Annotated in this window: 22 protein-coding genes; 14 read left to right on the top strand and 8 right to left on the bottom strand. The window is 33.6% G+C overall.

Going from position 1 to position 26298, the window contains the following annotated elements; genetic code table 11:
- The first annotated feature begins 24 nt into the window (after positions 1-24).
- The gene (locus tag F3I00_RS02740; RefSeq protein WP_020806845.1) at positions 25-1311 is read left to right on the top strand and encodes a phosphatidylserine decarboxylase family protein; all 1287 of its coding nucleotides are present in this window, start codon (positions 25-27) and stop codon (positions 1309-1311) included.
- A 257-nt stretch (positions 1312-1568) separates the two neighbouring features.
- Here F3I00_RS02740 and F3I00_RS02730 read toward each other — a convergent pair whose 3' ends face one another.
- Positions 1569-2654, bottom strand: a complete 1086-nt coding sequence (locus F3I00_RS02730) for a M42 family metallopeptidase (RefSeq protein WP_159310974.1) — start codon at positions 2652-2654, stop codon at positions 1569-1571.
- A 305-nt stretch (positions 2655-2959) separates the two neighbouring features.
- Here F3I00_RS02730 and F3I00_RS02725 point away from each other — a divergent pair, with 305 nt between their 5' ends.
- From F3I00_RS02725 to F3I00_RS02675, 11 genes are all read left to right on the top strand, one after another.
- On the top strand, positions 2960-3547 hold the full coding sequence (locus tag F3I00_RS02725) for a membrane lipoprotein lipid attachment site-containing protein (RefSeq protein ID WP_020806847.1): 588 nt from the start codon (positions 2960-2962) through the stop codon (positions 3545-3547).
- Positions 3548-3632: 85 nt separating this feature from the next.
- Positions 3633-4064: a MarR family winged helix-turn-helix transcriptional regulator gene (locus F3I00_RS02720; protein WP_003649248.1), complete on the top strand. Its 432-nt coding sequence runs from the start codon at positions 3633-3635 to the stop codon at positions 4062-4064.
- Entirely contained in the window at positions 4057-4266 is a 210-nt protein-coding gene (locus F3I00_RS02715; protein ID WP_020806848.1) for a hypothetical protein, read from the top strand. The genes F3I00_RS02720 and F3I00_RS02715 overlap by 8 nt, the downstream gene beginning before the upstream one ends.
- A gap of 1 nt (position 4267) precedes the next feature.
- Positions 4268-5479 carry an MFS transporter gene (locus tag F3I00_RS02710; protein WP_020806849.1) on the top strand — a complete coding sequence of 404 codons (1212 nt, stop codon included), beginning with the start codon at positions 4268-4270 and terminating at the stop codon, positions 5477-5479.
- Positions 5480-5669: 190 nt separating this feature from the next.
- The gene (locus F3I00_RS02705) at positions 5670-7319 is read left to right on the top strand and encodes an APC family permease (RefSeq protein WP_020806850.1); all 1650 of its coding nucleotides are present in this window, start codon (positions 5670-5672) and stop codon (positions 7317-7319) included.
- Positions 7320-7503: 184 nt separating this feature from the next.
- Positions 7504-8388: an Rpn family recombination-promoting nuclease/putative transposase gene (locus F3I00_RS02700; RefSeq protein ID WP_159310973.1), complete on the top strand. Its 885-nt coding sequence runs from the start codon at positions 7504-7506 to the stop codon at positions 8386-8388.
- Positions 8389-8710: 322 nt separating this feature from the next.
- Positions 8711-9541: an ABC transporter permease gene (locus F3I00_RS02695; protein WP_020806852.1), complete on the top strand. Its 831-nt coding sequence runs from the start codon at positions 8711-8713 to the stop codon at positions 9539-9541.
- The gene (locus F3I00_RS02690; protein WP_003649255.1) at positions 9534-10322 is read left to right on the top strand and encodes an ABC transporter permease; all 789 of its coding nucleotides are present in this window, start codon (positions 9534-9536) and stop codon (positions 10320-10322) included. Before F3I00_RS02695 ends, F3I00_RS02690 begins: the two co-directional genes overlap by 8 nt.
- Positions 10323-10332: 10 nt before the next feature.
- The gene (locus tag F3I00_RS02685) at positions 10333-11376 is read left to right on the top strand and encodes an ABC transporter ATP-binding protein (RefSeq protein WP_020806853.1); all 1044 of its coding nucleotides are present in this window, start codon (positions 10333-10335) and stop codon (positions 11374-11376) included.
- 28 nt (positions 11377-11404) lie between these two features.
- Positions 11405-12454: an ABC transporter substrate-binding protein gene (locus tag F3I00_RS02680; protein ID WP_020806854.1), complete on the top strand. Its 1050-nt coding sequence runs from the start codon at positions 11405-11407 to the stop codon at positions 12452-12454.
- Positions 12455-12518: 64 nt separating this feature from the next.
- The gene (locus tag F3I00_RS02675; protein ID WP_003649258.1) at positions 12519-14219 is read left to right on the top strand and encodes an adenine deaminase C-terminal domain-containing protein; all 1701 of its coding nucleotides are present in this window, start codon (positions 12519-12521) and stop codon (positions 14217-14219) included.
- A 208-nt stretch (positions 14220-14427) separates the two neighbouring features.
- Here the strand turns inward: F3I00_RS02675 and F3I00_RS02670 are convergent, their stop codons facing one another.
- Entirely contained in the window at positions 14428-14595 is a 168-nt protein-coding gene (locus tag F3I00_RS02670; protein ID WP_020806855.1) for a hypothetical protein, read from the bottom strand.
- A 35-nt stretch (positions 14596-14630) separates the two neighbouring features.
- Here F3I00_RS02670 and F3I00_RS02665 point away from each other — a divergent pair, with 35 nt between their 5' ends.
- Positions 14631-15647 carry a C45 family autoproteolytic acyltransferase/hydolase gene (locus F3I00_RS02665; RefSeq protein WP_020806856.1) on the top strand — a complete coding sequence of 339 codons (1017 nt, stop codon included), beginning with the start codon at positions 14631-14633 and terminating at the stop codon, positions 15645-15647.
- Between the two features lie 90 nt (positions 15648-15737).
- On the opposite strand, the gene F3I00_RS02660 is transcribed toward F3I00_RS02665, so the two are convergent.
- From F3I00_RS02660 to F3I00_RS02645, 4 genes are all read right to left on the bottom strand, one after another.
- The gene (locus F3I00_RS02660) at positions 15738-16358 is read right to left on the bottom strand and encodes a phosphatase PAP2 family protein (RefSeq protein ID WP_020806857.1); all 621 of its coding nucleotides are present in this window, start codon (positions 16356-16358) and stop codon (positions 15738-15740) included.
- Between the two features lie 354 nt (positions 16359-16712).
- Entirely contained in the window at positions 16713-18875 is a 2163-nt protein-coding gene (locus F3I00_RS02655; protein WP_159310972.1) for an alpha-galactosidase, read from the bottom strand.
- Between the two features lie 52 nt (positions 18876-18927).
- Complete coding sequence (locus F3I00_RS02650; RefSeq protein WP_065169758.1) at positions 18928-20598, bottom strand: alpha-glucosidase; 1671 nt, start codon at positions 20596-20598, stop codon at positions 18928-18930.
- 9 nt (positions 20599-20607) lie between these two features.
- Complete coding sequence (locus F3I00_RS02645; RefSeq protein WP_159310971.1) at positions 20608-22548, bottom strand: sucrose-specific PTS transporter subunit IIBC; 1941 nt, start codon at positions 22546-22548, stop codon at positions 20608-20610.
- A gap of 234 nt (positions 22549-22782) precedes the next feature.
- Between F3I00_RS02645 and F3I00_RS02640 the strand changes: the two genes are divergently transcribed.
- Positions 22783-23754, top strand: a complete 972-nt coding sequence (locus F3I00_RS02640; RefSeq protein ID WP_020806860.1) for a LacI family DNA-binding transcriptional regulator — start codon at positions 22783-22785, stop codon at positions 23752-23754.
- Positions 23755-23827: 73 nt separating this feature from the next.
- On the opposite strand, the gene glsA is transcribed toward F3I00_RS02640, so the two are convergent.
- Both glsA and F3I00_RS02630 read right to left on the bottom strand, forming a co-directional pair.
- Positions 23828-24748 carry a glutaminase A gene (gene glsA, locus F3I00_RS02635; RefSeq protein WP_020806861.1) on the bottom strand — a complete coding sequence of 307 codons (921 nt, stop codon included), beginning with the start codon at positions 24746-24748 and terminating at the stop codon, positions 23828-23830.
- Between the two features lie 127 nt (positions 24749-24875).
- Positions 24876-26291: a DASS family sodium-coupled anion symporter gene (locus F3I00_RS02630; protein ID WP_020806862.1), complete on the bottom strand. Its 1416-nt coding sequence runs from the start codon at positions 26289-26291 to the stop codon at positions 24876-24878.
- Positions 26292-26298 lie beyond the last annotated feature (7 nt).

Below are 26298 nucleotides of genomic sequence, written 5' to 3'. Positions count from 1 at the left end.
TATTACTATTAAAAGGTGTTGAAAATGAAAAAAGATGCAAAATTTAATGTTGGACAATGGTTACCTAGCGATCAAGAGTTTTACAATAATTGGCTAAAAAAGGTGTTAAAAGAAGCTGAAGCAGAACAAGATCAAACTCTTTTACCACCTGTTCAAGCCTTGAAAGATCTAATTGAATCCGATCGGTATCTTTGGAATTTATTCCATATGATGTTTGAAGAAGTTCCAGCTAAATATGTCGAAACACTAATGGACACCCCAGCTGTTCATAATTATCATCAAATGCTCAGAGTTATTAACCGTGTCATGCACCGGGCTCCAGAATTTAATGCTACTGGATTAGTCGGCTTCCCAATCAATGCTATCTTAGATTACCCAATGGCAACCAAAGCTGGCTATGTCGCTTTTATGGATCCACGTGTTAATCAAAAATTACGTGATATTTTAGATTATTGGGGAAGATTTTTACAATCTCCTGATTCTACATATGTTCTTAATCGTTCTAAAGAAGGATGGCTTGGAGACGAAGCACTAAAGAGTATGTGTAATGCTGCTTATGGCGAAAACTTCCATGACATTTTTGCCTGTCCTAATAATGATATTGATCAGCAATACGGATTTAAATCTTGGGATCATTTCTTCACGAGAACTTTTAATCCTGGCGTTCGTCCTGTTGCTAATGCTGATGACCCTGATTCAATTGCTAATGCTTGTGAATCAGCACCATATCGTATTGCACATAACCTTCCACTTAAAGCTAAATTCTGGATTAAGGGACAACCATATTCATTAATCGATTTGCTTCACAATGACTCATTAACATCAGAATTTGTTGGTGGTACTCTCTATCAAGCCTTTCTTAGTGCACTAAGTTACCACAGATGGAATAGTCCTGTTAGTGGTACGGTTGTTAAAGCTTATAACCTATATGGTTCATACTATTCTGAAACTTTACCACAAGGTTTTGAAAATCCTAAAGGTCCTGACCCAGCTGCACCTAATGATTCTCAAGCTTATATTACTGAAACTGCATCACGTGCTGTTATTTTCATCAAAGCTGATAATCCAAAGATTGGATTAATGTGCTTTGTTGCTGTAGGTATGGCAGAAGTATCTGGTAATGAAATAACAGTTAAAGTTGGTCAACATATTAATAAAGGTGATCAATTAGGTATTTTCCACTTTGGTGGTTCAACTCATGTACTTCTATTTAGACCTGGTGTTAACGTCAAATTTAATCTTCATGGTCAAGAGCCAAGTCTAGGTTCACACAATATTAAGGTTCATGATGAAATTGCACGCGTAGAATAAAATCAGATCACACAAAAAGTGAAGGCACTTCAATGTACCTTCACTTTTTTCATACTTTTATTTATTTTTCTTGGGCCAGAAAATCGCCAAAATACAAAAAATACATCCCAGTATAAAAGCCCATATTAGCGGATAATCCCACGAAAAAAACGTTCCAATATCACTTGCAGTGTAGCGAACTATTAACACCAACAAATTAATCAAACATAGCATCCAAATGATAATTGTCATTTTTCTAAAGAAACTTTTCCAGTCCATTAAATCACCTTTTTAAAACTATCTAATTTTTCTTGCGTCATATCGCGAATAATTGCAGTTGCTAGATCAACTGATGCCTTAAAGTCCTTATACGCAGAGAAGCAATATGGCGAATGTTCATAACGTACTGGAATACCAATTACAATTGTTGGTGCACCATATTCGTAGTAAATTGCAGCTCCATCTTGTCCTCCACCAGTTCTTACTGATCGGGTGTATGGTATTCCATTTTTATCAGCTAAATCACAAGCATATTGTTGAAATTTAGGGTTTGGCAAAAATGTAGTATCCATATCTCTCAACATTGGACCACGTTTTAATCCAGTTTGAGATAGCCAGTCTGGCTCAAAAGTATCGTCTGCTGGACAACTCTCAAGCACAATACATAAGTCTGGCTTAATCTTTCTACCAGTTACATAAGCTCCGCGAAGACCAACTTCTTCTTGACTTGATAAAGCAGCCACAACATCAAAATCAGTTTCTTCACCTTTTAAATTATCTAAAACATCGACCATTGCACCAGCACCAAATCGATCATCGAAATCTTTTCCAAAGAAAAGACCTGATTTTTCATGATATTCACACTTCACATCAACAAAAATTGGACAACCGGTATCGATCTTATAGTCTTTTATTGTTTCTTCTCTGCTTGATGAGCCAACATCAATTGACATGTCAGCTACTTCTGGAATCGAATTTCTTTCAGCTGCAGTCATAAAATGTGGTGGCTTAGTTGCAACTACACCTGGAATATACTCACCATCACGATTCCTAATTTTTACTTTTAATGCAGGAATATTATATTTTCCCCAGCCACCAAGTGGCACGAATTTTATTAAACCATTTGGTCTAACCGCTTGAGTGATGAAGCCCACTGCATCTGAGTGTGCATCCATCTGAATTACAGGACGATCTCCCTTATTTTCCTTCTTTGCAGCATACACATTAAGCATGCCATCAACTGTAATATCTGCTGTATTTTTAGCATAAGTCGAAAATAATTTTACAAATTCTTCTTCAAATCCAGAGGTTGAATTTGCATCAGAGAATTCTTTTAGCATTTCAATTTCTTGTTCTTTTTTCATGATTTTTCCTCTCGCAAATACTTTTGTTTTAATTATATTTTACTTCTTTAAACTTTTTAAAGAAATTCTTTGCAAATTTTAAATCTTATGCCTAGCTTTATTTAAAAAATTAAAGGTATTCTATTAGACAAGTAAGGGAACTTCTACACCTTACTTATTCTCCCAGAATAACATACGACATTAAAAAAGCAGACTTCTATTCCCCCAGATGTCTGCTTTTTGTTTTGCGGTTAAAAAATATCATAGATTTTCCTATCTTTTGTTATACTTATAGCAAAAATTCATATCTTAAGGAAGTAAAAAACATGAAAAAGCTAGTCCTAGTACTTCTTTCAACCATATTGCTCACTGCTTGCAGCAATACTTCGTCTAATAATACCGAAAATAAATCTTCCAGTTCAAAATCTTCAATCACTACTTCAAAGAAGAGTAAAACCGCCACGCCTAAGCCAAACTTAAATAAAAAATATCCAGGCTTTAAACTAGCTACAATTCCAGACAACTTTCAAGGTACTTGGTACCAAACTGATATCTATAGCACCCAGGCTCGAAAATTTATCATTACCAAACATACAATCATGGATTCTGTGGTCTATCAAAAAACAGATCCCAACTTAAATTTGAGCCATCGTTCTGAAAAAGACAATAAAACCTATGCTGGAAACGCAACAATGGTATCCTTTGAAGACAAAAACGGCTCTCAGTGGTTACGGACACGTGGTTTCTTAGATACTGTTGATATTATTTATATTACAGGTACTTTTAAAGGGCATCGCTGCCTCTACTTAGCATATTCATCAGGTGATATTCACAGTGCTATTTTTAAGGATCGAAAAGCTGCTTTAAAATATCGTAAATATGATTTCTCACAAGTCACTAATCCAAGTAATTAATCAATGACTAGTTGTAATTACAATTAATTACGTTATAATTATTTTTGACATTAGTTGTAATTACAACTTTTTAAGAAGGAATTCTATGAGAAAACGACCACTAGCCAATCTTCTATATCATATTGGTAAACTAGAGAATCTTTTAATTAATCAAAGATTGAGTTCAATTAACTTAAGAATGACGCATGCTCATGCCTTACGTTATATTCAAAAGCATCCCGGTTGTATCCAAAAAGAAGTTGCTGAATATCTCTTTTATCAACCTGCTAGCTTTACCAATGTAGTTAAATTATTAGAAAAAAAGCAGATGATTGAACGCCGTCCTGATCCCAAGAACGGTTTAAAGAAGCAATTATTTCTTTTACCAGCTGGCAAAGATGTTCTTGATCAAGTTAATCAAGCTTTTGAAGAAGTTAATCAATTAGTCGGCACGGTAAATTCTGACACTTTAACTAAACTAGAAGAAATATCAAATAATTTAGAAAAACAAGTTCAAAGAAGGCATAATGATGAGTAAGTTTAATCCCTTATGGGAATATATTAAAAACAATAAAAATAGTGATTTCCAGTTATCCTTTGATCAAATTCAAGAGATTGCTGGTCTGCCAATCGACCATTCTTTTCTGACTTATAAAAAAGAACTCAAAGATTATGGATTTGAAGTAGGAAAGATCTCCTTGAAAAATAAGACCGTAAACTTTAAAAAGTTGGAGGAATAGGATGACAAAAAAATCTGATAAACCTATTTGGAAAAAGAACCTTTATGTCCTTTCAATTGCCGTTTTTATTGCGGGAATCGCTTTTTCAGAAATCATGCCTTTTTTGCCTCTGTATATTGATACTCTTGGTCATTTTACTCACCAGCAATTAAACTTCTGGTCTGGCTTCATTTTTTCAGGAGTATACTTTGTTTCCGCTATTATCTCGCCTTGGTGGGGAAAATTAGCTGACAAAAAAGGTAGAAAACTAATGATCTTGCGAGCTTCTCTAGGAATGGCAATTGTTCTTGGAAGCATGGGACTAGTTGCTAACGTCTGGCAACTATTTTTCCTAAGAATGCTACAAGGAGTTTTTGCGGGTTTTGTATCAAATTCAAATGCTCTAATTGCTACAGAAACGCCAAAGGAAAAATCTGGTCAAGCTTTAGGAACCATGGCTTCATCTTTTACTGCCGGCAACTTGCTGGGACCATTTTTAGGAGGTGCACTAGCTTCTGCCTTTAGTTACCGTGTTACTTTCTTTATCACGGGCGGTTTATTGTTAATCTCTTTCCTTCTTTCATTATTCTTTGTTCATGAAGAAGGCTTTAAGCCCATTACTGAAAAGAAACTTGATAAAGCAAGCGGCGTCATTGCAACTCTTCGCTCTCCTGCCTTAATCTTTGGTTTGCTCTTAACAACCTTAATTATCCAGGCTGCCAATAATTCAATTAATCCGATTGTTTCACTTTATGTTAAGCAATTAATGAATGGAAATGGCAATGTCGTCTTTGTTTCAGGAATTATTGCGGCTCTTCCGGGAATTGCTACTTTCTTAGCTGCTTCTCGTTTTGGAGCGTTAGGCGACAGAATTGGTACACACAAGATTATTATTGGTGGTTTTATCGGAGCGACAATTCTCTTCTTTTTAACTGCTTTTGTTCATAATACAATTCAATTAGGTATTCTACGATTTTTTGTTGGTTTTACTGATGCCTGTCTTTTTCCTCAAGTACAAACCTTGCTTACTAAAAATTCCCCGGCAGCAGTAACCGGTCGAATTTTCTCATGGAATCAAAGTGCAATGTATATTGGAAATATTGTCGGTCCTCTTCTTGGTTCCTTTATCGCTGGAATTTCCAGCTACAGCATGGTATTTATTGTCACCGCAGCAATCGTAGTCTTAAATTTAATTTTGTTTAATCTTAATGTTGTTAGAAATCTTGCCAAATAACAAAAATAGCATCCCTCATAAATTTGAGAGGTGCTATTTTTAACGACAATTTTAATCTATACTAGATAAAGAAAAAATATATAAGGATCGATTTTAGATTTATGAATATTAAATTTAAAAATAAGTCACCGAGTTAATCCTAGTAATAACGCATAAATAATTATTACTAGAAAAGAGAGAAAATTTAAACGTGGATGAATTAAATGCATTAAACCCAGATAAGAAATTTATTTCTTGGCAGACTTTATTTTTGATGGCGCTCTGTACTGTTATTGGTTTAGACGATATCATGTTCAATTTTCAAAACCAAGGAATGGCTGTCATATTCTCATGGATTGTAATGGTTTTATTCTATGTCATTCCTTACTCTTTAATGGTTGGCCAATTAGGCTCTGCCTTTAGTACAGAGGGTGGAGGGCTTTCTTCCTGGGTACGCGGAACTGATGGTGAATTCTTAGGATATTTCACTGCTTGGACTTATTGGGCTGCTTCAATTCCTTATGCTGTTGATTCAGCTAATGAAGTTATCGTTGACTTAGGTTGGGCCCTTACTGGATCAGAAAAATTTCAAGATCAAATCCCCAATTCTTTATTTGCCCTATTAACTTTTGTAACTTTTATTGTATTCATTATTATTGAACACCATTTTTCAAATTCAATGGAATTCTTGTCAACAATTGGTGGTGGGTTAATGGTAATTATGACCATTCTTTTTGTTGTTCTTGCCTTTGTAGGCTTGGCAAAATCAGGCGGTCATATGGCGACAACCAATTTTACTTGGAAAGATATTTTTCCTAAATTTGACTGGCACTATTTCTCAACGATTGCTATGTTAATCTATGCAATGAACGGTGCTGAACTAGTGGCTCCTTATGTAACCAAAATGAAAAAGCCACAATATGACTTCCCTAAGGCAATGATTGCCTTAGCAGCAATGACTGCATTTTTAACAATTTTAGGCTCATTTGCTCTAGGAATCTACTTTAACGCTAATCATATGCCAAACGACTTAAAAATGAACGGTGCTTACTATGCCTTTAAGATGATTGGTCACCAATATGGTTGGGGCAATTTCCTTCTTTATCTCTGGGCTTGGACATCTTTCTTCTTTAACTGTGCGTTGCTAGCAGTTTTACTTGATGCAATGACTAGAATGTTAATTTCCGATACTGGTAGTCGCTATATGCCTAAGTTCCTTAGAAAAAAGGATAAGAATGGCTTACCAATTAATGGATATATATTAACTGTAGCTTTGTCATCATTCATTATGATCTTAGGTATCTTTTTGCCTGACATGAACGATATTTTTAACTGGTTGCTTAACTTAAACGCAATCGTTTCACCAGGTGTTACCTGCTGGATCTTCTACTCATTTATGCGGGTTAGAAAAGATTCGAAAAAATTCCCTTCAAAATATGTCTTTATTAAAAACGACAAAATTGCCTATGCTGTTGGATTAATTCTCCTTCTCGTTACTGCTATAGCCACGATTATGGGAATTACGCCACAAGATGTACCAGAAGGAAGCAGTATTTGGTGGTATGAATTAATTATTAATATTGTTGCTGTAATCGTCTTAATTGGTTTAGGTGCAATTCTGCCTGGAATCAGACACCGAGAAGTTGAATACGGTATTGCTTTTGATAAAGTTCAATGGATTTCAATGATTGCAATCATTATGTGTTCAATTATCTTCGGAATTTACCTAGGAGGATTAAAGCACTTATCTGGACGTGGAATCTACATTGCTGTTGAAGGTATATTTAGTCTACTGATTGTTTGGCTAATTGGTAGAAGAAAACCTAACCTAGCCAATGGTTTTAAGGCTGAAGAAGATTAAAGGCCCTAATAATTATTTGTTAAAGTACATTATTAATTAGAGTGAAAAAGTATATTCTGATTTTATATTGGGATATGCTTTTTTAGCTAGAATAAATTTTAAATTAATTATAAAAAATCTTACCACTTTGCGTAATAAACATATGGGATTACTTCCTCAAATATCTTTAGAGAGGACTGCTCATATGGTTAAAAAGACTAAACCATGGTTTGGGTTCACAGAAGATAAGGTCTTTGGGATGGTGATGGAAAACAAGGATTTTTGTAAATATTTGCTTGAAATCATCATTCCAGATCTAAAGATCAAGAAGATTGATTGGTTAGATAAGCAAGTTGAGATTAATAATTCTGAGCGTAAAAACGAGGCTAAAGAAGTTAGACTTGATGTTTTAGTCACAGACCATGAAGGTCGTGTGTTTAATATCGAAATGCAGACAACGGATCAAGATGATATTGGTAGACGGATGCGTTACTATCTTTCAAGGATTGATTTACGCTATACTTTAAATAAGGGCAAGACCTATCGAAATTTAAAAGACGCCTATATTATTTTTCTCTGTAATTTTAAGCCTAAGAAAGATGATAAATTTTACGAGTCGTACCATACTTACTCAGATCAAGATAGGTCGAAACAATTGCAGGATGGCGTGACAAAGATTATCATTAATTCACAAGTTTCAGCTGAGGGTCAGAGCGAAGACTTAAAAGCTCTAGCTAAACTGATGAATAATGAGCCAGTTAAATTAAATAAACATTTCGATTATGCGCAAAAAAGAATTAAAGAAATCAACGAAGATCCGGAAATGAGGGAAAAGATCGTGCTTTACGAAACAAGAATGCTAGAACGAGAACAAGCTGCAGGAAAAGCAGGCTATGAGCAAGGAATACAGCACGGTATTAAACAGGGATTAGAGCAAGGAAAAATAGATTCTGCCAAAATTATTCTCAAAAATCAACTGAATAATGGCAGTACTTTGGAACAAGCTACAGAATTTGTTAGAAATTTGAAACTGATTCCCAATGAAGAATTAGAAAAAATTATTGCTATGTATGATTCGCATAAAAACTAATGCGTTTATATTTTTGTGTATAATTTTCAAAATTAAAATCTAAAATAAAAAATCAGCACTGATATGCAGACGTTATAATCACAACGCCGGTATATCAGTTTTTTTATATCCAATTATTTATAGTAATGCTATATCTTACAAAAACATTATTCCTTTTTAATGTTCGTGTTTTTATTTATCTTATTCATTATTAAAAAATTTTATCAGCTTTATTTATGCATAAATGCAATCTTTAGACAAGCATATGTTTAATAATATTCGTATTTATCATTGACTTTAGACTTACAATCATTTAAGCTAATAGACAAATCGGAGGTTAAAAATGAATCGAAAATCAGTCATTTGGTTACTTCTTCCAGCTTTTATGGGAGTTTTATTATTCGCACTTTTTCCCATTATTCAAATCATTATTCCTACATTTCAAACTAGATATGGTTTCTGGGGACTATATTCTACATTCCTAAGGAATACTTATAATTGGCAAATAATTGGAAGAACATTTTTTATAGCTATCGTAACAGTTATCCTTGTCTTAATTTTAGGGTTACCCATTTCTCTATGGATTGCTCGTCAGAAAAAATCCATTAAACAAATTTTAATGATCCTAATCTTATTTCCAATGTTAACTAACGCAGTTGTCAGAAACTTTGCTTGGATTATCATCCTAGGACGAGATGGCATAGTAAACAAATTTTTATTAAATTTGCATTTAATTAATCATCCCTTGTCACTGCTTTATACCAATCTAGCAATCATAATCGGATCCATTTATCTATTTTTACCAATTATGATCATCACATTAACTAGTAATATTTCTGAACTCAATCTAGAAGTGGAAGAAGCTGCTGCTGTACTTGGCTCTACTCCATTACAAACTTTGTTTAAAATAATAATCCCTCAGTTAACGACAGGAATCTTCACAGGCTGCATTTTGGTTTTTGCAGGAACAATGACAGCTTATACTACTCCTCAAATTTTGGGAGGGAATCGTCATTTGGTTATGTCTACGTTAATTTACCAACAAGCAATGACTTTAGGTAATTGGCAAAAAGCTAGCGTAATTGCTCTAATTTTAATTATTATTTCTGCACTATCTATGTGGATTATGAAAAAAATAAATTACTTTTTAGATAGGAGACCTAGCCATGCTTGATCGAAAAAATAAAGTTTTAACTGCTATTTCACTTATCATATTAGCGTTATTACTGATTCCTTTAATTCTAGTTATTATTACGTCATTTAATACTGAGAGTTCAATTTCTTTACCTATAAAAGGTTTCACTTTTAATTGGTATGCGAATATTTTTCAGCAACCTGACTTTATTTCTGGTTTTGAATCAAGTTTAATAGTGGCTCTTTTAGCTAGTAGCTTAGCTTTGTTAATTGGTATTCCAGCTGTTTATGCACTAACTCGATTTCATATTCAACATGCCGCTTGGTTTCAATCATTTTTCCTCAGCCCTACATTAATCCCAGAAATTGTTATTGGTTTTGCCCTATATCAAGCCGTAGTTGTTACTCTAAGAATCCCAGTCTTTATAGGTCTAGTTATAGGTCATTTCTTACTATGTTTACCTTACGTAATTCGCCTAGTTACAGCCAGCATGCTATTAATGGATAAACACATAGAAGAAGCGGGCTGGATATATGGATGCTCACCAAGAAAAGGATTTTTCTTAATAGTTTTACCTAATATTAAATCCAGTATTATTGCGGCTTTTATGCTGTGTTTTATTAACTCATTCAACAACATTCCAATTTCATTGTTTATGAATGGTCCTTCTCTAACAATGCTTCCGCCAGCAATTTTAAATTATCTGCAAAACAATTATGATCCAACAGTTTCAGCTATCTCCGTTCTTTTAATGATCTTTACAGCTTTAATGATGGTCTTAGTCGAAAAAGCAATTGGGATTAATAGTCTTACTAAATAGAGGTATTATTTTGGCAAATTTAGAAATTAAAAATTTAGTTAAGTCATACGATGGAAAAAACAACATTTTAAAAAATATTTCTTTCAATATAAAAGACGGTGATTTAGTTTCAATATTAGGACCATCTGGATGTGGTAAAACTACAACATTACGAATTATTGCTGGCTTAATTCCAGAAAGTAAGGGACAAATTTTACTCAATGGTAAACAAATTACAAATATTCCAGTCTATAAACGAAACTTTGGGATGGTTTTTCAAAGCTACGCTCTGTTTCCTCATCTAAATGTCTTTGATAATGTTGCTTTTGGTTTAAAAATGCATAAAGTCTCTAAAGATGAAATAAAAGATAAAGTTACTTCAATCCTTAACACAACAGGACTCTATCAGTTAAAGGAAAAATACCCTGCTCAACTTTCAGGAGGGCAGCAACAAAGAGTTTCTTTAGCACGTGCTTTAGTTACAAATCCACAATTATTATTGATGGATGAACCTCTAAGCAACTTAGATGCAAAATTACGTTTAAAAATGAGAGAAGAAATTCGTAATTTACAGCAAAAGTTAAAAATGACTGTTCTTTTCGTTACACATGATCAGCAAGAATGTTTCGCAATTTCTGACAAAGTTTTAATTATGAAAGATGGTCACATCGAGCAATACGATACTCCGCAAAATATTTTTCATCACCCTCGTACAGAATATGTAGCTCGTTTTATAGGTTACGATAACTTCATTTCTATAAATTCTAATGAAAGAAACGACGACCATCATATTCTAGTTAAAAACACTTTGCTAACCACAAAAGAATCAAACAGCAATGCCAAAATTTTAACCATTCGACCAGAAAATATTCTTCTTGATCAAGATAATCATTCAGAAAACTCTTTCTTAGGAACTATTACATCTCGTGAATATCTGGGACAAAGTTTTAAATACACAATTACAAGTGATTTAGGAATTTTTCAAGTTGAAGAAGCTAGAGCAAAGATGCGCAGTTCAGGAGATACAGTAACTCTCACTCTCCCAGCTAAACATCTTCATCCTCTATCAGAATAATTGAATTTTATTTTCAGAAAGGAATATCATGAAATTCAAAAAGTTTTATCTTTGGTCCCTTATCTTAATTACTGCTGGTATTGCAATCGGTACTTCTGCTTGTTCATCAAAATCAAGTGAGAAATTGGTAGTTTCAACCTTTGGCTTATCTACTAAGCAAATGCGCTCAGATGTTTTAAATCCCTTCTCAAAAAAATATAACGTCAAAGTCTCAACTCAATTTGGAGACAGTTCAACTCGACTAACTCAAATAGAACATAATCCCAACTCTAATGTCGATGTTATTGAACTCGCTCAAAATAATGCTGTTACAGGAGCAAAAAAGAAATTATTTAAAAAACTAAACTTTTCAAAAATCAAAAATTTCAAGTATCTATCTAAAGATCAACAGCAATTAGCTAAGAAAACCAATACTGTTCCCTATACAGTAAATAGTGTAGGAATTATTTATAATCCTAAAAAAGTAAACATTAAAGATTGGAACGATCTTTGGTCTGATAAGCTCAAGCAAAAAATATCCGTTCCAGATATGACTACTACATTTGGCCCTGCTATGCTATATATTGCTGGAGATCATGCTGGTACCCAAGTTACTAAAGATGATGGTACTGCCGCATTTAAAGCAATGAAGGAATTAAAACCTAACATCGTAAAAACTTATACTCAAAGTTCTGATTTAAGTAATATGTTTAAGACTGGAGAAATTAGTGCTGCAGTTGTAGGTGACTATGCTGTCGGAATGCTTCAAGCAACTAATCCTGATTTAAAATATTTCGTACCAGCTTCTGGCACTTATGCTAACTATGATAATGTTTCTATTTTGAAAAATAGTAAAAATACGAATGCAGCTTATCAATATATTAATTACCGTTTAAGCGAATCAGTGCAAAAGAAAGTTGCTAATACTAAATCACTTAATAACGCTCCTGTTAATCAACAAGTTAATTTAAGCAAAAAAGAGGCAGCTAATAAAACTTACGGTGATGTAGCTAAACGTGCTAAAACCATTGATTTCTTCTATGTTAACAGCCATATTTCCAAATGGATAAACCAATGGAACAAGATAATGAATAATTAGTTTTTAACGCAAACATTATAAAAGAGTTGGAATTACCAACTCTTTTATTTATAAGGAGCAACACATGACACAGGTAGATTTATTAATTAAAAACGCTCAAGTTTTCAATGTCTTCTTGAAAAAGTTCATTCACAGCGATGTAACTATAAAAGATGATAAATTTTATTGGATTAGCGATAATCTAGCTAACGTTACAGCTAAAAAAGTTATAGATCTGAAAGGTAAATATCTTATTCCTGGCTTTGTTGATGCTCATATGCATATTGATAGTTCAATGACAACACCAGAAATCATGGGACAAACAATTGGAAAATATGGTACAACGACAATTATTGCAGATGATCATGAAATTACTAACGTCGCTGGTATAAAAGGTCTTAAAAATTTTATTAATCAGCCCTCTCCAATAGACATCTATTTCGGAATACCATCATCAGTTCCTTCAACTAATTCACATATGGAAACTACTGGTGGTCAAATTGGGCCCGATGAAGTTAAAGAGCTATTAAAGGATCCCCGCTTCATATGTTTGGGTGAAGTAATGAACTTTAAAGGTATGACTTCCCCTGATAATACTTTAATCAAGAAAATAATAAAAACGTGTAGAAACATCCACCCTACAATGCCACTTGAAGGTCACGTTCCAGCTTACACTGGAGAAGACTTAACAAAGGTCATTTATGCTGGCATTACAACTGATCATACTCAACAAACTGCCGAACTAGTTGAAGAAAAAGTTCGCAATGGAATGTTTGTAGAAGTCCAACTAAAGTCTATGCATCAAGATGTAATTGACACTATCATTAAAAATGACTTTTTCGAACATGTTGCTCTTGTAACAGATGACTCAATGCCTGATACTCTTCTTCATAGCCACTTAAATGCTTTAGTAAAGAAAGCAATTGATATGGGAATGACCCCAGAGCAAGCAATTTATATTTCAACATATACTCCTGCAAGACATATGGGTTTATGGGATCGCGGAAGTATTGCACCAGGAAGAATAGCTGATTTTATAATTCTAGACAATCCTAGAACATTATCTATTAATACCGTATACAAAAATGGCCTTCCTATAGAAAACAAATTTAAGAAATCTGATTATCAATTCTTGCCTTCTCTAAGATCATCAGTTAAAGCTCCTAAACTAGAAATCAATGATTTCAAATTAAAAACTGATCTGATTAACAATGGTCAAGTAGTTGCCAATGTAATCCAAATTAATCCTGTTGGAACTTTTACCAATCATATTAAAGTAAAACTAGAAGTTAAAAATCATGAAGTGCAATGGAAAAAAGCAAACTTAAATCTTATTATGGTGCAAGACCGTTATGGCAAAAACAATGGTAACTACACTTTAGGACTAGTAGATCGCGGAATTTCTAAAGACGGTGCTGTTGGAGCCACCTGGGCTCATGATCACCACAATATAATGATAATGGGAACAAACATTAAGGCTATGCTAAAAATACAACATCAATTAATAGATGAACAAGGTGGTTATGTGGTTGCTAAAGGAGACGAAATCATAGAAGATGCTCCATTACCTATCGGCGGAGTTGTTAGTGATGAACCAATGACAAAATTAGGAGAAAAAATTAGTAACATTAGACATACTCTGCAAGACTTAGGATATAAAAATACAAACGAAATTATGTCATTTTCAACACTGTCTCTATTGGTTTCTCCTCAAATAAAAATTTCTGATAAAGGATTGTTCGATGTAAAATCTCAGGAAAAAATACCTTTATTTGAGAAATTATAATGCTTATATAGTCGCTTTTTCTTAAATTCTAATAACTAACAAAAAACGCCATTTCTTACCTAATTTAAATTAGATAGAAATGGCGTATTTTTGTTTCTAAATTATTTTCTTGAATTATACTTCAAATTTGCCTTAAATTCATAAAAAAATGAAGTATACTTCATTTCAGCACATAAATTGCTAAAAATTGAAATATACTTCAAAAAAATTAATTTTGTTTCTTAGCGTCTTGATGATTCTTCTGCTCCCTAATTGCAGTAGGAATATCGCCAATCTTTGCCAATCTCTTTTTACCCAAGAATAGATAAAGAATGGCAGTTACAGCTGCTACAATGATTGAAAGTAAGATGGTTTCCCAAGTAAAGTTAAATACCAAGTAACATGTGCTAAAACTGGAGCTGGAACGATTGGATGGAGTTAACCGGCTATTGGTGGCCACAAGTTGCAGCTAACTACTCAAACAATCCACCTCAAGGTCCACGCGGATCACACTGCTCTGGTTTTGTTGCAACTGGATCTGCTACGCGGGATGGAAAACCTGTCATTGCTCACGAAAGTTTTGACGATTTTTGGAGTGGACAATACTTCAACGTTTGCGAAGAAGTTCACCCAACTAATGGTCATGCCTTTAAGATGCAAACCGTTCCTGGCTACATCGATTCAATGACCGACTTTTACGTAACAGATGCAGGTCTTGGCATTACTGAAACCACTATTGCTGGATTTGTTGGTTATGATGTAAACGGGATGCCAGAATTTATCCGGGCTCGTAAAGCTACTCAATATGCTAATAATATTGACCAATGGGTAAAACTAGTCAATGAAGGGAATAACGGTGGCTACGCTAATATTTGGCTTCTTTGCAATATTAATACCGGTGAAATTGCCCGTTATGAGCAAGGATTAAAGAATCAAGAATTACTAGAATCAACTGATGGTTTCTACTATGGCTGCAATGCTTGTCATAATCCTCGAATTCGCAATCTTGAGTGTGTCGACAACGGCTATAATGACACTCGCCAGCAAACTGGTGCTCGCCTGGCTCGCTTTGAGCAATTATTGCCAGAAGTATCAGGCACAATTGACGATTCAGTAGCTAAAAAGATTTTAGCTGATAAATATGACCCATATCTTGGTTATCAATGTCCTTCTTCACGTAATATTTGTGCTCACTACGATGTTGATCCACAATATTATGCTGATGATCCACATGGTGTATGGAATGTTCCATTCTTCCCAGGTGGCTCATGCGATGGTAAATGCGCAGATGCTACTGATATTCAAAGCTTGAATATGTGGGGCATCTTTGGCAGAGCCGATGGCGAGCCATTTGATGCAAAAAACTTTATGAAACAGCATCCAGAATGGAACTGGCAAAAAGGTTATCTGTATGACAGACCAAGTCAACCTTGGACATTATTTGACTAAATAAATTTCTATTAACTTAATCAGAAATATAATTATAAAACTACTCACACAAATAGGGTTAAGCATTTACGCTTAACCCTATTTTGTTTACTATTTATTTATCGTTTGCTTAATCTTTTCAAACACAAATTGCATGACAGCAACCCAAGTTAAGGCAATTGCAACGGAGCCACAAACATCTGATGGATAGTGAGCATACACATATACTCTAGAAATCATTACAATGACTAACCAAACAATTAAAAGAAAATCAATCCAAAAACGTTTAGTTCTATCCTTCAAGACAACTGGCAAGAGAACCATAATAATCCAAATTACAATCATTCCCATTCCTAAGGTATGGCCACTTGGAAAACTAAAACCGTCATCAACTGCTAAGTGTTGTACTGGACGTGCTCTTTGAATTAAGTGTTTAATTACCCAACCTACTGCATCCCCAGTAATCATTGTTAAAACCAAGTTAGTTGCAAGAGGACGTTGTTTTCTAAACCATAGAATTACGGCAATCAGCACCATCCAAACTAAATCAACCTTGGTATCAGCTAAAAATGTAATCTTTAGCATTAGACCTTTTAAATTAGGCACAATATGAACTAATCCTTCAAAGAAATTATCAAAGGCATTGATCCAACCTAAATGCAAAATAATTGAAATAGCAAGGATTAAACTAATTGGTAATCCCCAATATATTGCTTTTGCGTACTTTTTCATTTTTACTCCTATTTCCATTAATGTTTTTTATTATTTTACCACTTAAATAGGATCAAAAATGAGCTTTACATACACTTTCATACCAAAAATGAACTTTTTAGTGTATAATTTTAAAAGAAAAGGAGCTAGTGAGTGCGAGTCACTAACTCCAATCGTAACTTAAGATGACTTTTGAGTTTAGCTAATCATTGTGATTAGCTTTTTTTATTATTGCGTAAGCTTTTGCGATACGTATGGCACATGTACCAAGAGCACCTAAGATAATACTTAGCTTTTTTAGATCAATATATTCTTTCTATAAATCACTTTTAAACTAATAATCTTCTATTTCTAGAAAATTTATTAGTCAGATTCCTATTCTTTTTTTAAATATTCAACATCAACACAAAAATCACCTATAACTGGGAAAATAGTTAATCCTGCATTATTTAATTCAACACCTGAACAAGAATAGTCATCATTTACCTTATAGTCACACTTATTATCTAAAAAAATAAGTGGTAGCCATCGAGGGATATGAACAGCATCTGTTGCACCGTACGAATATATAACCCCAATCTTTTTGGCATCTTTTAACATAATGGCCATTGGCATCGTAGCTTTTTCTCTTAATGGCGTTAACGGTAAACATACAGAATCATGCATTAAGCTATATTCTTCTTTATATTTTTTTACGTAAGACTTAATTTTATCAATTTGATCTTCACCCATTAATTCTAAATTTAATTCAAAACCCAAGGATCCTAATGAAGAAAGAACTAATCTAGTTTCTATCGGTAATATTCTTCCATCTTGTTCGTTAGGGGATTTTGAAAAATGGGATGAAAAAATTCTAATCGGATAAATTGTAGCCATATTAGTAATTATTCTAAAACGACCCAAAGCGTCAGTTAAATCACTAATCCAAGTTTGATCAGTGAAGTATACCATCCCCAGGTCCATTCTTCCGCCACCAGCTGCACAATTTTCTATAATTAAGTTCTTAAATTTTTCTCTAAGAGAACTTAATATACGATACAAGCCTAAAATATAATCAAAGCCAACTTTTCCTTGATCTAATGCACTTCTTCCTTGGCTAAAAATAGGTGCTAGTTGACGATTGAAATCCCATTTTAAATAATCAATTCTGTTCTCAATAATTAAGTTGCTTATTATATTAATTAAGTAATTCTGCACTTCTTTCTTACTTAAATCTAAAACGAGCTGATTTCTACTATATAAAGCTCTCTCAACAGAATCTAAGCCTAAAACCCAATCTGGATGCTTCTTAAATAAATCACTTGATGTAGTAACCATTTCGGGCTCAATCCAAATTCCAAATTTCATTTCTTTTTTATGGGTTAGCTCAGCAATATATTTTAAACCATTTGGGAATTTATTATAATCTGGTATCCAGTCCCCCAATTGTCCTTTTTCTGAGTTTCTATTATTAAACCAACCATCATCAATTACTAACAAATTAGCTCCAATCTTTTCGGCTTGATTTAAAGCTTTTATGCACTTATTTTCTGTAACATCAAAATATGACATTTCCCAAGTATTAAGAGCTATTAATGGTTGTTGGATTCTCGAATTCACAATGTAATTACTTATTATTTCTTGAGATAATCTACTCATTTCTCCTAATCCATTTTGCCCAGTTGTTATAATTGCTTGCGGAGTAATAAACTGTTCAGAAGGTCTCAAAGTATAATTAAATAATTTATTGTTAACACCAGCGTTTAATCTTACATAGTTTTCTTGTTCTTTCTCAATACTAATTCTAAAATTTCCACTCCAAATAAGATTACAACTAATAAATTTACCTCTATCTAATGTAAAATTCTTGTCGATCAATGCAATAAAAGGCTGATGTTGCGGACTACTACTACCTCTTGTACTATTAATTTCAACCTTTCCATCAAAAATTGGCTTTATTGATGGTATGAATTCACTTGCATGCGTTCCATAAAAACTTAACGTTTTCCATTCTCTATTAGGCACATCTAGTTGTAAACTATCAGCTTTTTTTATATGTATCAGAGATTTGCCTATATTCTTATACGATATCCAACGTATAATACTTGGAAAATCATTCAGTAAAAAATAATGTATTGTAATAGCCAACCTACCATTATTACCTATCAAATGTATATTTAAGCTACTCCCTTTGGCTTGCCTTATGTGGGGTAAACTTGAAAGTTCAACCTTTTCTTGATCATATCGCACATATTTCATATCAATTATTGGCAGATTGAACTTATCATTGAGTTCAGCACTAGTTTCACGATAGTCACCTGATTGTGAAACGCTATATTCTAATGGCAGACTCGAAACTGAAAAAGCATCTTCCTGCTGATAAATGGAAAAAGCATGCTTTCCATTATCTAACGAAGTACTGCCAGAAAAATATGGTAGCTTAGGGCCAAAATATCTATTTGTCACAAATTTTCCATCAATTATTTCTATCACATAAGAAATTTGAGTGTTATACAAATGAAATAATATTTGATTTTTATTATTATCTATCTTTAACATTTTTCTCCAAAAAAGCAGGATCATTACGGATCCTGCATACTCTTAATTTAGTTTACAACCTTTTTTCTAAGATACATGCCTCATATGGTTTAAATTCATTGTTTGTAATTTTGCCTTTATAATTATGCAAAATTACTTTTGAATACCTTTTCAAATCAGCTTCTAATGATTTTAATGACAAAATATTATCCGTCATATTGACTATAATTAGCCAACTTTTTCTATTCAAGTTTCGTTTATACGCAAAAATATTTTTATCATCCCTAAGTAATTCTTCATAATTACCTTTTGTTAATATTTCTTCATTATGACGTAACTTTATGAGACGTTGATAATACTTAAAAATCGACTTTTCACTAGCTTTATCTGATTCAACATTTATCCTAAAATAATTTGGATTTATCTTATACCAAGGTATTCCTGTTGTAAAACCTGCATTTTTCTCACCATTCCATTGCATAGGAGTACGGGAATTATCACATGCTATTTTATGTTCTATTGCTAAAAATTCATTAGCATTTAATAAATGCTTTGTTTTAACTTGTTCCTGGTATTTATTTTTAAGATCAATATCTTCATATTCTTCCACTGAATACTTAGGATTGGTCATTCCAATTTCTTCACCCTGAAAAATAAATGGCGTGCCTTTTAATCCATGTAATATAGTCGCAAATGCCGTTGCGCTCTCATAACGATACTTTGTATCATTTCCCCAACGCGAAGGTATTCTTGAACGATCATGATTTTCAAAATATAAAGCATTCCAAGCTTTATTATTAAGCTCATATTGCATTTTAGATAAAACTTTTTTTAATTGTAAGAAATCTGGTTGTTTAAGGGCAAGAGCACCATTTTCTTTAGCAGCTTTATCTATTCGCATATGTTCAAAACTAAATGCCATATCAAGCTCTTGCCTTTTAGGACTTGTTAAATCTAGAATTTCTTTGATACTACTATTCGGTGCCTCGCCTACGCTCATCATTTCAAATGGCTTTAATACTTCTTGATTTAATTCGTGAATATATTGATGCATATGCGGTCCGCTGGTATTTTTTAATGGAACATACTTTCTATCGACAACTCTTGGTGCATCTTTAAAGGTTAAGTCTTTAGAAATTTGTGTAATTACATCCAAGCGCCAACCATCAACTCCTTGAGCCTTCCAATAACGCATTGCATCATATATATATTGACGTACAATTGGATTTTCCCAATTTAAATCTGGTTGTTGAGAGGCGTAATAGTGAAGGTAATATTGTTTTCTTTCTGGTACATAAGTCCAAGCAGAACCTCCAAAACTAGCTGCCCAATTATTGGGTTCACTTCCATCTGGCTTTGGATCTTTCCAAATATAGAAATCACTAAAATAATTATTTCTTGACTTCTTACTTTCTTTAAACCAAGCACATTGATCTGAAGTATGATTAGCAACCATATCAAGAATGATCTTAATATTTAAATCATGGGATTTTCGAATAAGTTCCTTCAAATCATCATTACTTCCAAACATTGGATCAACTTTGCGATAGTCAGCTACATCATACCCATTATCAACTTGTGGAGATAAATAAATAGGTGTTAGCCAAATTGCGTCTATTCCCAGTTCTTTAAGATATGGTAATTTTTTCTCCACACCTTTTAAGTCTCCGATACCATCACCGTTTGTATCATAAAAACTTTTAGGATAAATTTCATAAATTACTGAATTTTGCCACCATTTCATTGTTCTCTCCTAAACTGGATCAGCTGTTGCAACTGATGTTTTTCCTTTAGAAGGTTCAGTTAAAGCAATTAAATTATCATTTTCCTTTACTTCTTTACCAGTAACTCTCTTAACTTCAGCATAATCTGCAGTATTCGTAACAACTACCATTACTGTTGGATCATAACCTTCTTTTTCAACTAACTTAAAATCATACGTTCCTAAAAGATCACCTTTATTTACTCTATCTCCTTGTTTAACCTTGCTAGAAAATCCTTTACCTTTCAAATTTACTGTATCAATTCCTAAATGAATTAAAATATTAGCTCCGTCATCAGTTTTTATTCCATATGCATGTCCAGTAGGATAAGCTACAGTTATTTCACCACTTGCTGGGGCAACCACGTTTTCAGATTCAGGAATAATAGCAGCTCCTTTTCCCATCATTTCTGATGAAAAGACTTTGTCTTTAGTATCTCTTAAAGATTCAACTTGACCACTGATGGGTGCAGTAATTACTTCATCATTAACATCAATTTCTTCAACTGTATCGTCTTCAACAGGATGTTTTGCATTATATCTCTTGGCATAAATGTATGTTATTGAGAATCCCACGATTAAGTCAATAATCATCCCTAACATAAACTGAGGAATAAAGCCTGGTTTAATACAAATAAAACTAATTAATGAACAAGGTCCCATTGAGATGGAAAGAACATGGAATAAACCTAATATTGCACTACTAATACCAGAAGCAATGGCTCCACAAATAAATGGATACTTCATTTTTAAGTTAACACCAAAGATAGCTGGTTCTGTAATACCAAGCATTGCAGAAAATGCTGATGAGCCTGCTAATGATTTTTGTTTTTTATTTTTTGAAGTCAACCATACAGCAGCAGTTGCGGCACCTTGACCAATATTAGCCATAGCTGCTACAGGTAGGAAGAATGAACCACCAGTTTTTGAAATATTAGCTAAAAGTTGAGTTTCAATTGCTGGGAAAGTTTGGTGTAAACCAGTAATAACAATGGCTGAATAGAATAAACCAAATAGTCCCATTCCAAACCAACCAGTCGTGTTGTAGAACCAAATAATTCCATTAGTGATCCAGTCGCTACAAGTTCTTAAAACGGGACCAACTATTGCAAAAGTTAAAAATCCAGTTACAATAATTGCAATCATTGGCGTAAAAGTAAAATCAATTGCTGACTTCAAATGCTTATGACAAAACTTTTCAACACTCGCCAAAATAAATGCCACACCTAAGACAGATAAAACTTGACCTTGATAACCTGCCTGCATTACATGCAAACCAAAGAAGTTCCAGGTAGGAATATGCGGAGTAGTAGAAATAGCATAACCACTAATCAATTGTGGCATTACCATAGCAAAGCCCATAGTAGCACCTAAAATTCTTGAGCCACCAAAGCGTTTAGTTGCTGACATACAAATTAACACTGGTAAAAAAGTGAACGGTGCTGATGCTAGCATATTAATAAAGTTAGCAAAGTCATTCAATTGAGGATTCATTTGAACTAATGATTTTGCAGCAAATAAATGTTGTGCTGTCAAAACGTTGTTCAAAGCCATCAATAAACCACCAGCAACTAAAGCTGGGATAATTGGAATAAAAATATCAGATAATAATTTAAACAAGTCCAATATAACGTTATGATTCTTATTCGCAGCAACTTTCTTTAAATCATCAGTAGTTGCTGTTTTCAAATTGGCTATCTTAACCATTTCATCATAAACTTTGTTAACATCCCCAGGACCAATAATGATTTGATATTGACCATCGGTTTCAAAAGTACCTTTTACATCTGGATCATTATCTAATCCCTTTTGATCTATCTTTTTATCATCCTTTAAAACCAATCTTAAACGCGTAGCACAATGCGCTGCTGCTTGAATATTATCTTGCCCAACGTATTTTAAAATACGTTTAGCTACTTGTTTATGATCCATTATTTTCCTCCTAAGCATTAATACTGTAAACGCTTTCTACAACTACAATCATAGTCTTGTTTCATAGTATGTCAACCGCTTTCACATAAAAGCCGCTTATAAATTCCTAAATTAGTTACGTATATCAACCTAAGAAAACAGTATACTGGCATGCGGATAGCATAAATTCATTATAGTAAGCGCTTGCTTTTGAGTAAAAATTGGTTCAATATTTAATTATGAGAGGAACCCATTATGATTAAATTAACTGATGTTGCAAAAAAAGCTGGTGTATCTCCAACAACAGTTTCTAGAGTCCTTAATAATAGAGGATATATATCAAATGCAACCAAAATAAAAGTAAATAATGCCATCAAAGAATTAAACTATCAGCCTAACAACATTGCTCGATCACTTGGAGGAAAAGCAACTCATATTATTGGCTTAATATTTTATGATACTTCTCACCCATTCTTTGGCGAATTAATTTCAAAATTAGAATCAAAGCTATTTGAAAAAGGATACAGAGTTTTTCTATGTAACTCCGCGAATAGTCCTGATAAAGAAAAAAGATATCTAGATATGCTAGCTGCCAATAAAGTAGACGGAATTATTTCGGGAACCCATAACCTAGATATCCTAGAATATAAAAATATACAGGCGCCAATTGTCTCCTTTGATAGAAATCTGGCACCATATATTCCAGTAGTGAGTTCTGACAATTTTAAAGGTGGAATTAAAGCAACTAAATATTTAATAAATCAAGGCGCAAAACATATCCATATTATAAGCAGCCATGTCAGATCTCATAATCCGACCGATGCCCGTGTTGAGGGCTTTTTTACAACATTAAAAAAATGTAATTTAATTCCACATGAACATGCATTTTCTTTTACAATGTCACCAACTATAAAAAAAGAACTAATAAAGAAAATACTTCAAAATGAACCTATTGATGGCCTTTTTTGTACTGATGATTTAACAGCTATCCTTGCTTATGAAGCAGCTCAAGAAGTAGGAATTAAAATTCCACAAGACTTAGATTTAATAGGTTATGATGGTACGAATTTGATACGAAATTATTTTCCTCAGTTATCGACCATTCAACAACCAATAGAAGAAATTAGTAGTTTACTAATTGAATTACTTCTTAAACAGATTAATGGATATAAACCTGAAAAAAATGAAAACTTTAAACTTCCAGTTAAATTAATCATTGGAGATTAATCCTATAGCAAAAAAAGCTAAGCATCCCGCAAAAAATAGCGAGTAGCTTAGCTTTTTTCTATCCAATTTTTAACTAATCAAAAATATCCAATTCTAATCCTTCGACAATATCTCTTAATAGATCAAGGCCGGCAACACTATTACCATCCTTATCAAGGGCCGGACTAAAGATACCAATGCCATACTTATGAGGAGCAGCTGACATTAAACCACCACCAACCCCACTCCTAGTTGGCACGCCAATTAAACGCGAATAGGTTCCTGATTGATTATAAAGACCCGTTGTCATCATCAGCGATTTAACACATCTAGCCTCTTCATCAGAAATAATCCGCTTGTTATCCCATGGCTTCACCCCACCATTTGCCAAAACGGCACCTAAATTAGCCAAAGAATGAGCTGTAACCATCATTGAGCACTGCTTAAAATACGTATTAAGGCTAGTTACCACATCTCCAAGCATCATATTTTTAGATTCCATATAATATGCAAGTGACCGGTCGAGATTACCAGTCCGTCTTTCAGAATGATAAATAATTTGATCTAAATAAAGATTAGGATCATTACAAATATCACGGGCAAATGATAAGATTTCCTCAAATGCTCCTTCTCCGGTCTTACTTACTACCATCGATGTTGTAGCAATAGCACCGGCGTTAATAAACGGATTCAGTGGATATTTGGCCTTTTCAATCTCCATATTAAGAATTGAATTAAAGGCAAAACTGGTTTGACGAGATCCAACATGCTTAAATACTTCTTGGATCCCCATCTTCTTTATAGCAAGCATCAAGGTAATTACTTTTGAAATACTCTCGATTGCAAATCGAACTTCACTTTGCCCAGCTTCACCAATTTCGCCATCATCTAAATCATAAAGCGCTACTCCTAATTGCTTAGGGTTAACTTCTGCTAAGGCAGGAATATAACTTGCAACTTTACCTTCTTTTTCCTTAGCTAAATTTTTCTGAACTAATTGCTCTAATTGAATCATAGCTATTTCTTTTCTATGAAAAACACACTCTCACTTTAAGCATAGATGATTCAATTGATTAGGTGAAATATTTGAGATTACAAAATAAAATATCAGCGATAACATGCACCGCTGATATTTTATTTTTTTACCAAAAACCAATTATTTTAGTCCAAAGCAGACCGCCGCCAAGCCATACAATATTCAAAGAGACACCGAAAATTGCGGACAATTTCCACCAATCTGATGATTTTACATATCCTGTAGTTGAAAGAAGTGCAGCTGGTCCAGCTGAATAAGGAGTCGTTGAACAAAAGATCGACCCTGCAAAGCCTAGCATTAATCCCGCCATTAGCTTTGGAACACCAGCTCCAAGTGCAATTGATAGAAAACCTGCTAAAACGGCTGAACTTTGCGTAGTAATAGATGGGAACATATAGTGAATATAGAAGTAAACCAAGAATAGAATTACTAAGACCCAAACCCAGTTAACGCCATGAAGCATTAGACCTAATTCCTTTGAGAACCAAGGGAAAAATCCTAATTTCATTAATTTCTGTGACATAAGCATTACAATTGATAGCCATACAATCAAGCTCCAAGCACCCTTTTGATCCATCATATCTTTAACAGTAATGACACCTGAAATTAACAAAATTGAAACTGCGATAAAACCAACTAAAGTTGCATCAATTCCAATACTTGATCCTAATAACCATAAAAGTAATGCCAAAACAAATACGCAAGCCATAATCTTTTCAGCAGGCGTCATTTTTCCCATTTCTTCAAGCTTTTTACTTGCCCATGCATTAGCATTAGGTGTTTCTTTAACTTCTGGTGGATAAATTTTATATAAAATAAATGGTACTAAAATTAGAGAAATTAGACCTGGAACAATTGCTGCTAAAAACCATTGCATCCATGAGACAGTAATTCCTTGCGTTTTTGCAATACCTAAAGCAACCATATTTCCAGCTAGTCCAGTTAAAAACATAGTTGAAGTTACAATATTTACCTCGTACTCGTTAAAAATCAAATACGATCCTAACTTTCTTTGTGTACCTTCTTTTGGATCTGACCCCATTTGTCTAGATAAGGCGTCAATAATTGGATACATAATACCATTAACACGTGCAATATTGCTTGGAATGGCAATCGCCATTAAGGTTTCAACCGTTGAAAGTGAATAAGCTAAGCCAATTGTTCTTTTACCAAAAGACCTAATAAATAGATAAGCAACACGTTTACCCAATCCTGATCTAATAAATCCAGCAGACATGAACAAGCACATTGCAATTAACCAAACAGTCGTATTCCCAAAAGATGCAGATACTTCTTTAATATTAAAAATATGAAGTAGCGTACCAATTGTAACAGCAACCAAAGTAGAACCAACCATCGGTAATGGTTTAGTAATACATGCCACGATTGTGGCAATAAATAAGGCAAATAAATGCCATGCAATTGGTGTTATTGCAGCCGGTCTAAAAGGTGTAATGATCCACAATACACATCCAATAATTACTGGAAGTATAAATCCCTTCCAATTTACTTTTGCTAACATTTGTATA

The sequence above is a fragment of the Lactobacillus sp. JM1 genome (genome assembly GCF_009834385.1).
Classification (GTDB): Bacteria; Bacillota; Bacilli; order Lactobacillales; family Lactobacillaceae; genus Lactobacillus; species Lactobacillus paragasseri.
The sequence above is the reverse complement of the archived record's forward strand: the minus strand, read 5'-3'. Positions and strand labels throughout refer to the sequence as shown.

Excerpts from the sequence above, each read along its gene's own strand:
- F3I00_RS02740 (WP_020806845.1), top strand. The coding sequence starts at position 25 with ATGAAAAAAGATGCAAAATTTAATGTTGGACAATGGTTACCTAGCGAT.
- F3I00_RS02730 (WP_159310974.1), bottom strand. The coding sequence starts at position 2,654 with ATGAAAAAAGAACAAGAAATTGAAATGCTAAAAGAATTCTCTGATGCA.
- F3I00_RS02725 (WP_020806847.1), top strand. The coding sequence starts at position 2,960 with ATGAAAAAGCTAGTCCTAGTACTTCTTTCAACCATATTGCTCACTGCT.
- F3I00_RS02720 (WP_003649248.1), top strand. The coding sequence starts at position 3,633 with ATGAGAAAACGACCACTAGCCAATCTTCTATATCATATTGGTAAACTA.
- F3I00_RS02715 (WP_020806848.1), top strand. The coding sequence starts at position 4,057 with ATGAGTAAGTTTAATCCCTTATGGGAATATATTAAAAACAATAAAAAT.
- F3I00_RS02710 (WP_020806849.1), top strand. The coding sequence starts at position 4,268 with ATGACAAAAAAATCTGATAAACCTATTTGGAAAAAGAACCTTTATGTC.
- F3I00_RS02700 (WP_159310973.1), top strand. The coding sequence starts at position 7,504 with ATGGTTAAAAAGACTAAACCATGGTTTGGGTTCACAGAAGATAAGGTC.
- F3I00_RS02695 (WP_020806852.1), top strand. The coding sequence starts at position 8,711 with ATGAATCGAAAATCAGTCATTTGGTTACTTCTTCCAGCTTTTATGGGA.
- F3I00_RS02690 (WP_003649255.1), top strand. The coding sequence starts at position 9,534 with ATGCTTGATCGAAAAAATAAAGTTTTAACTGCTATTTCACTTATCATA.
- F3I00_RS02680 (WP_020806854.1), top strand. The coding sequence starts at position 11,405 with ATGAAATTCAAAAAGTTTTATCTTTGGTCCCTTATCTTAATTACTGCT.
- F3I00_RS02675 (WP_003649258.1), top strand. The coding sequence starts at position 12,519 with ATGACACAGGTAGATTTATTAATTAAAAACGCTCAAGTTTTCAATGTC.
- F3I00_RS02665 (WP_020806856.1), top strand. The coding sequence starts at position 14,631 with ATGGAGTTAACCGGCTATTGGTGGCCACAAGTTGCAGCTAACTACTCA.
- F3I00_RS02660 (WP_020806857.1), bottom strand. The coding sequence starts at position 16,358 with ATGAAAAAGTACGCAAAAGCAATATATTGGGGATTACCAATTAGTTTA.
- F3I00_RS02655 (WP_159310972.1), bottom strand. The coding sequence starts at position 18,875 with ATGTTAAAGATAGATAATAATAAAAATCAAATATTATTTCATTTGTAT.
- F3I00_RS02650 (WP_065169758.1), bottom strand. The coding sequence starts at position 20,598 with ATGAAATGGTGGCAAAATTCAGTAATTTATGAAATTTATCCTAAAAGT.
- F3I00_RS02645 (WP_159310971.1), bottom strand. The coding sequence starts at position 22,548 with ATGGATCATAAACAAGTAGCTAAACGTATTTTAAAATACGTTGGGCAA.
- F3I00_RS02640 (WP_020806860.1), top strand. The coding sequence starts at position 22,783 with ATGATTAAATTAACTGATGTTGCAAAAAAAGCTGGTGTATCTCCAACA.
- glsA (WP_020806861.1), bottom strand. The coding sequence starts at position 24,748 with ATGATTCAATTAGAGCAATTAGTTCAGAAAAATTTAGCTAAGGAAAAA.
- F3I00_RS02630 (WP_020806862.1), bottom strand. The coding sequence starts at position 26,291 with ATGTTAGCAAAAGTAAATTGGAAGGGATTTATACTTCCAGTAATTATT.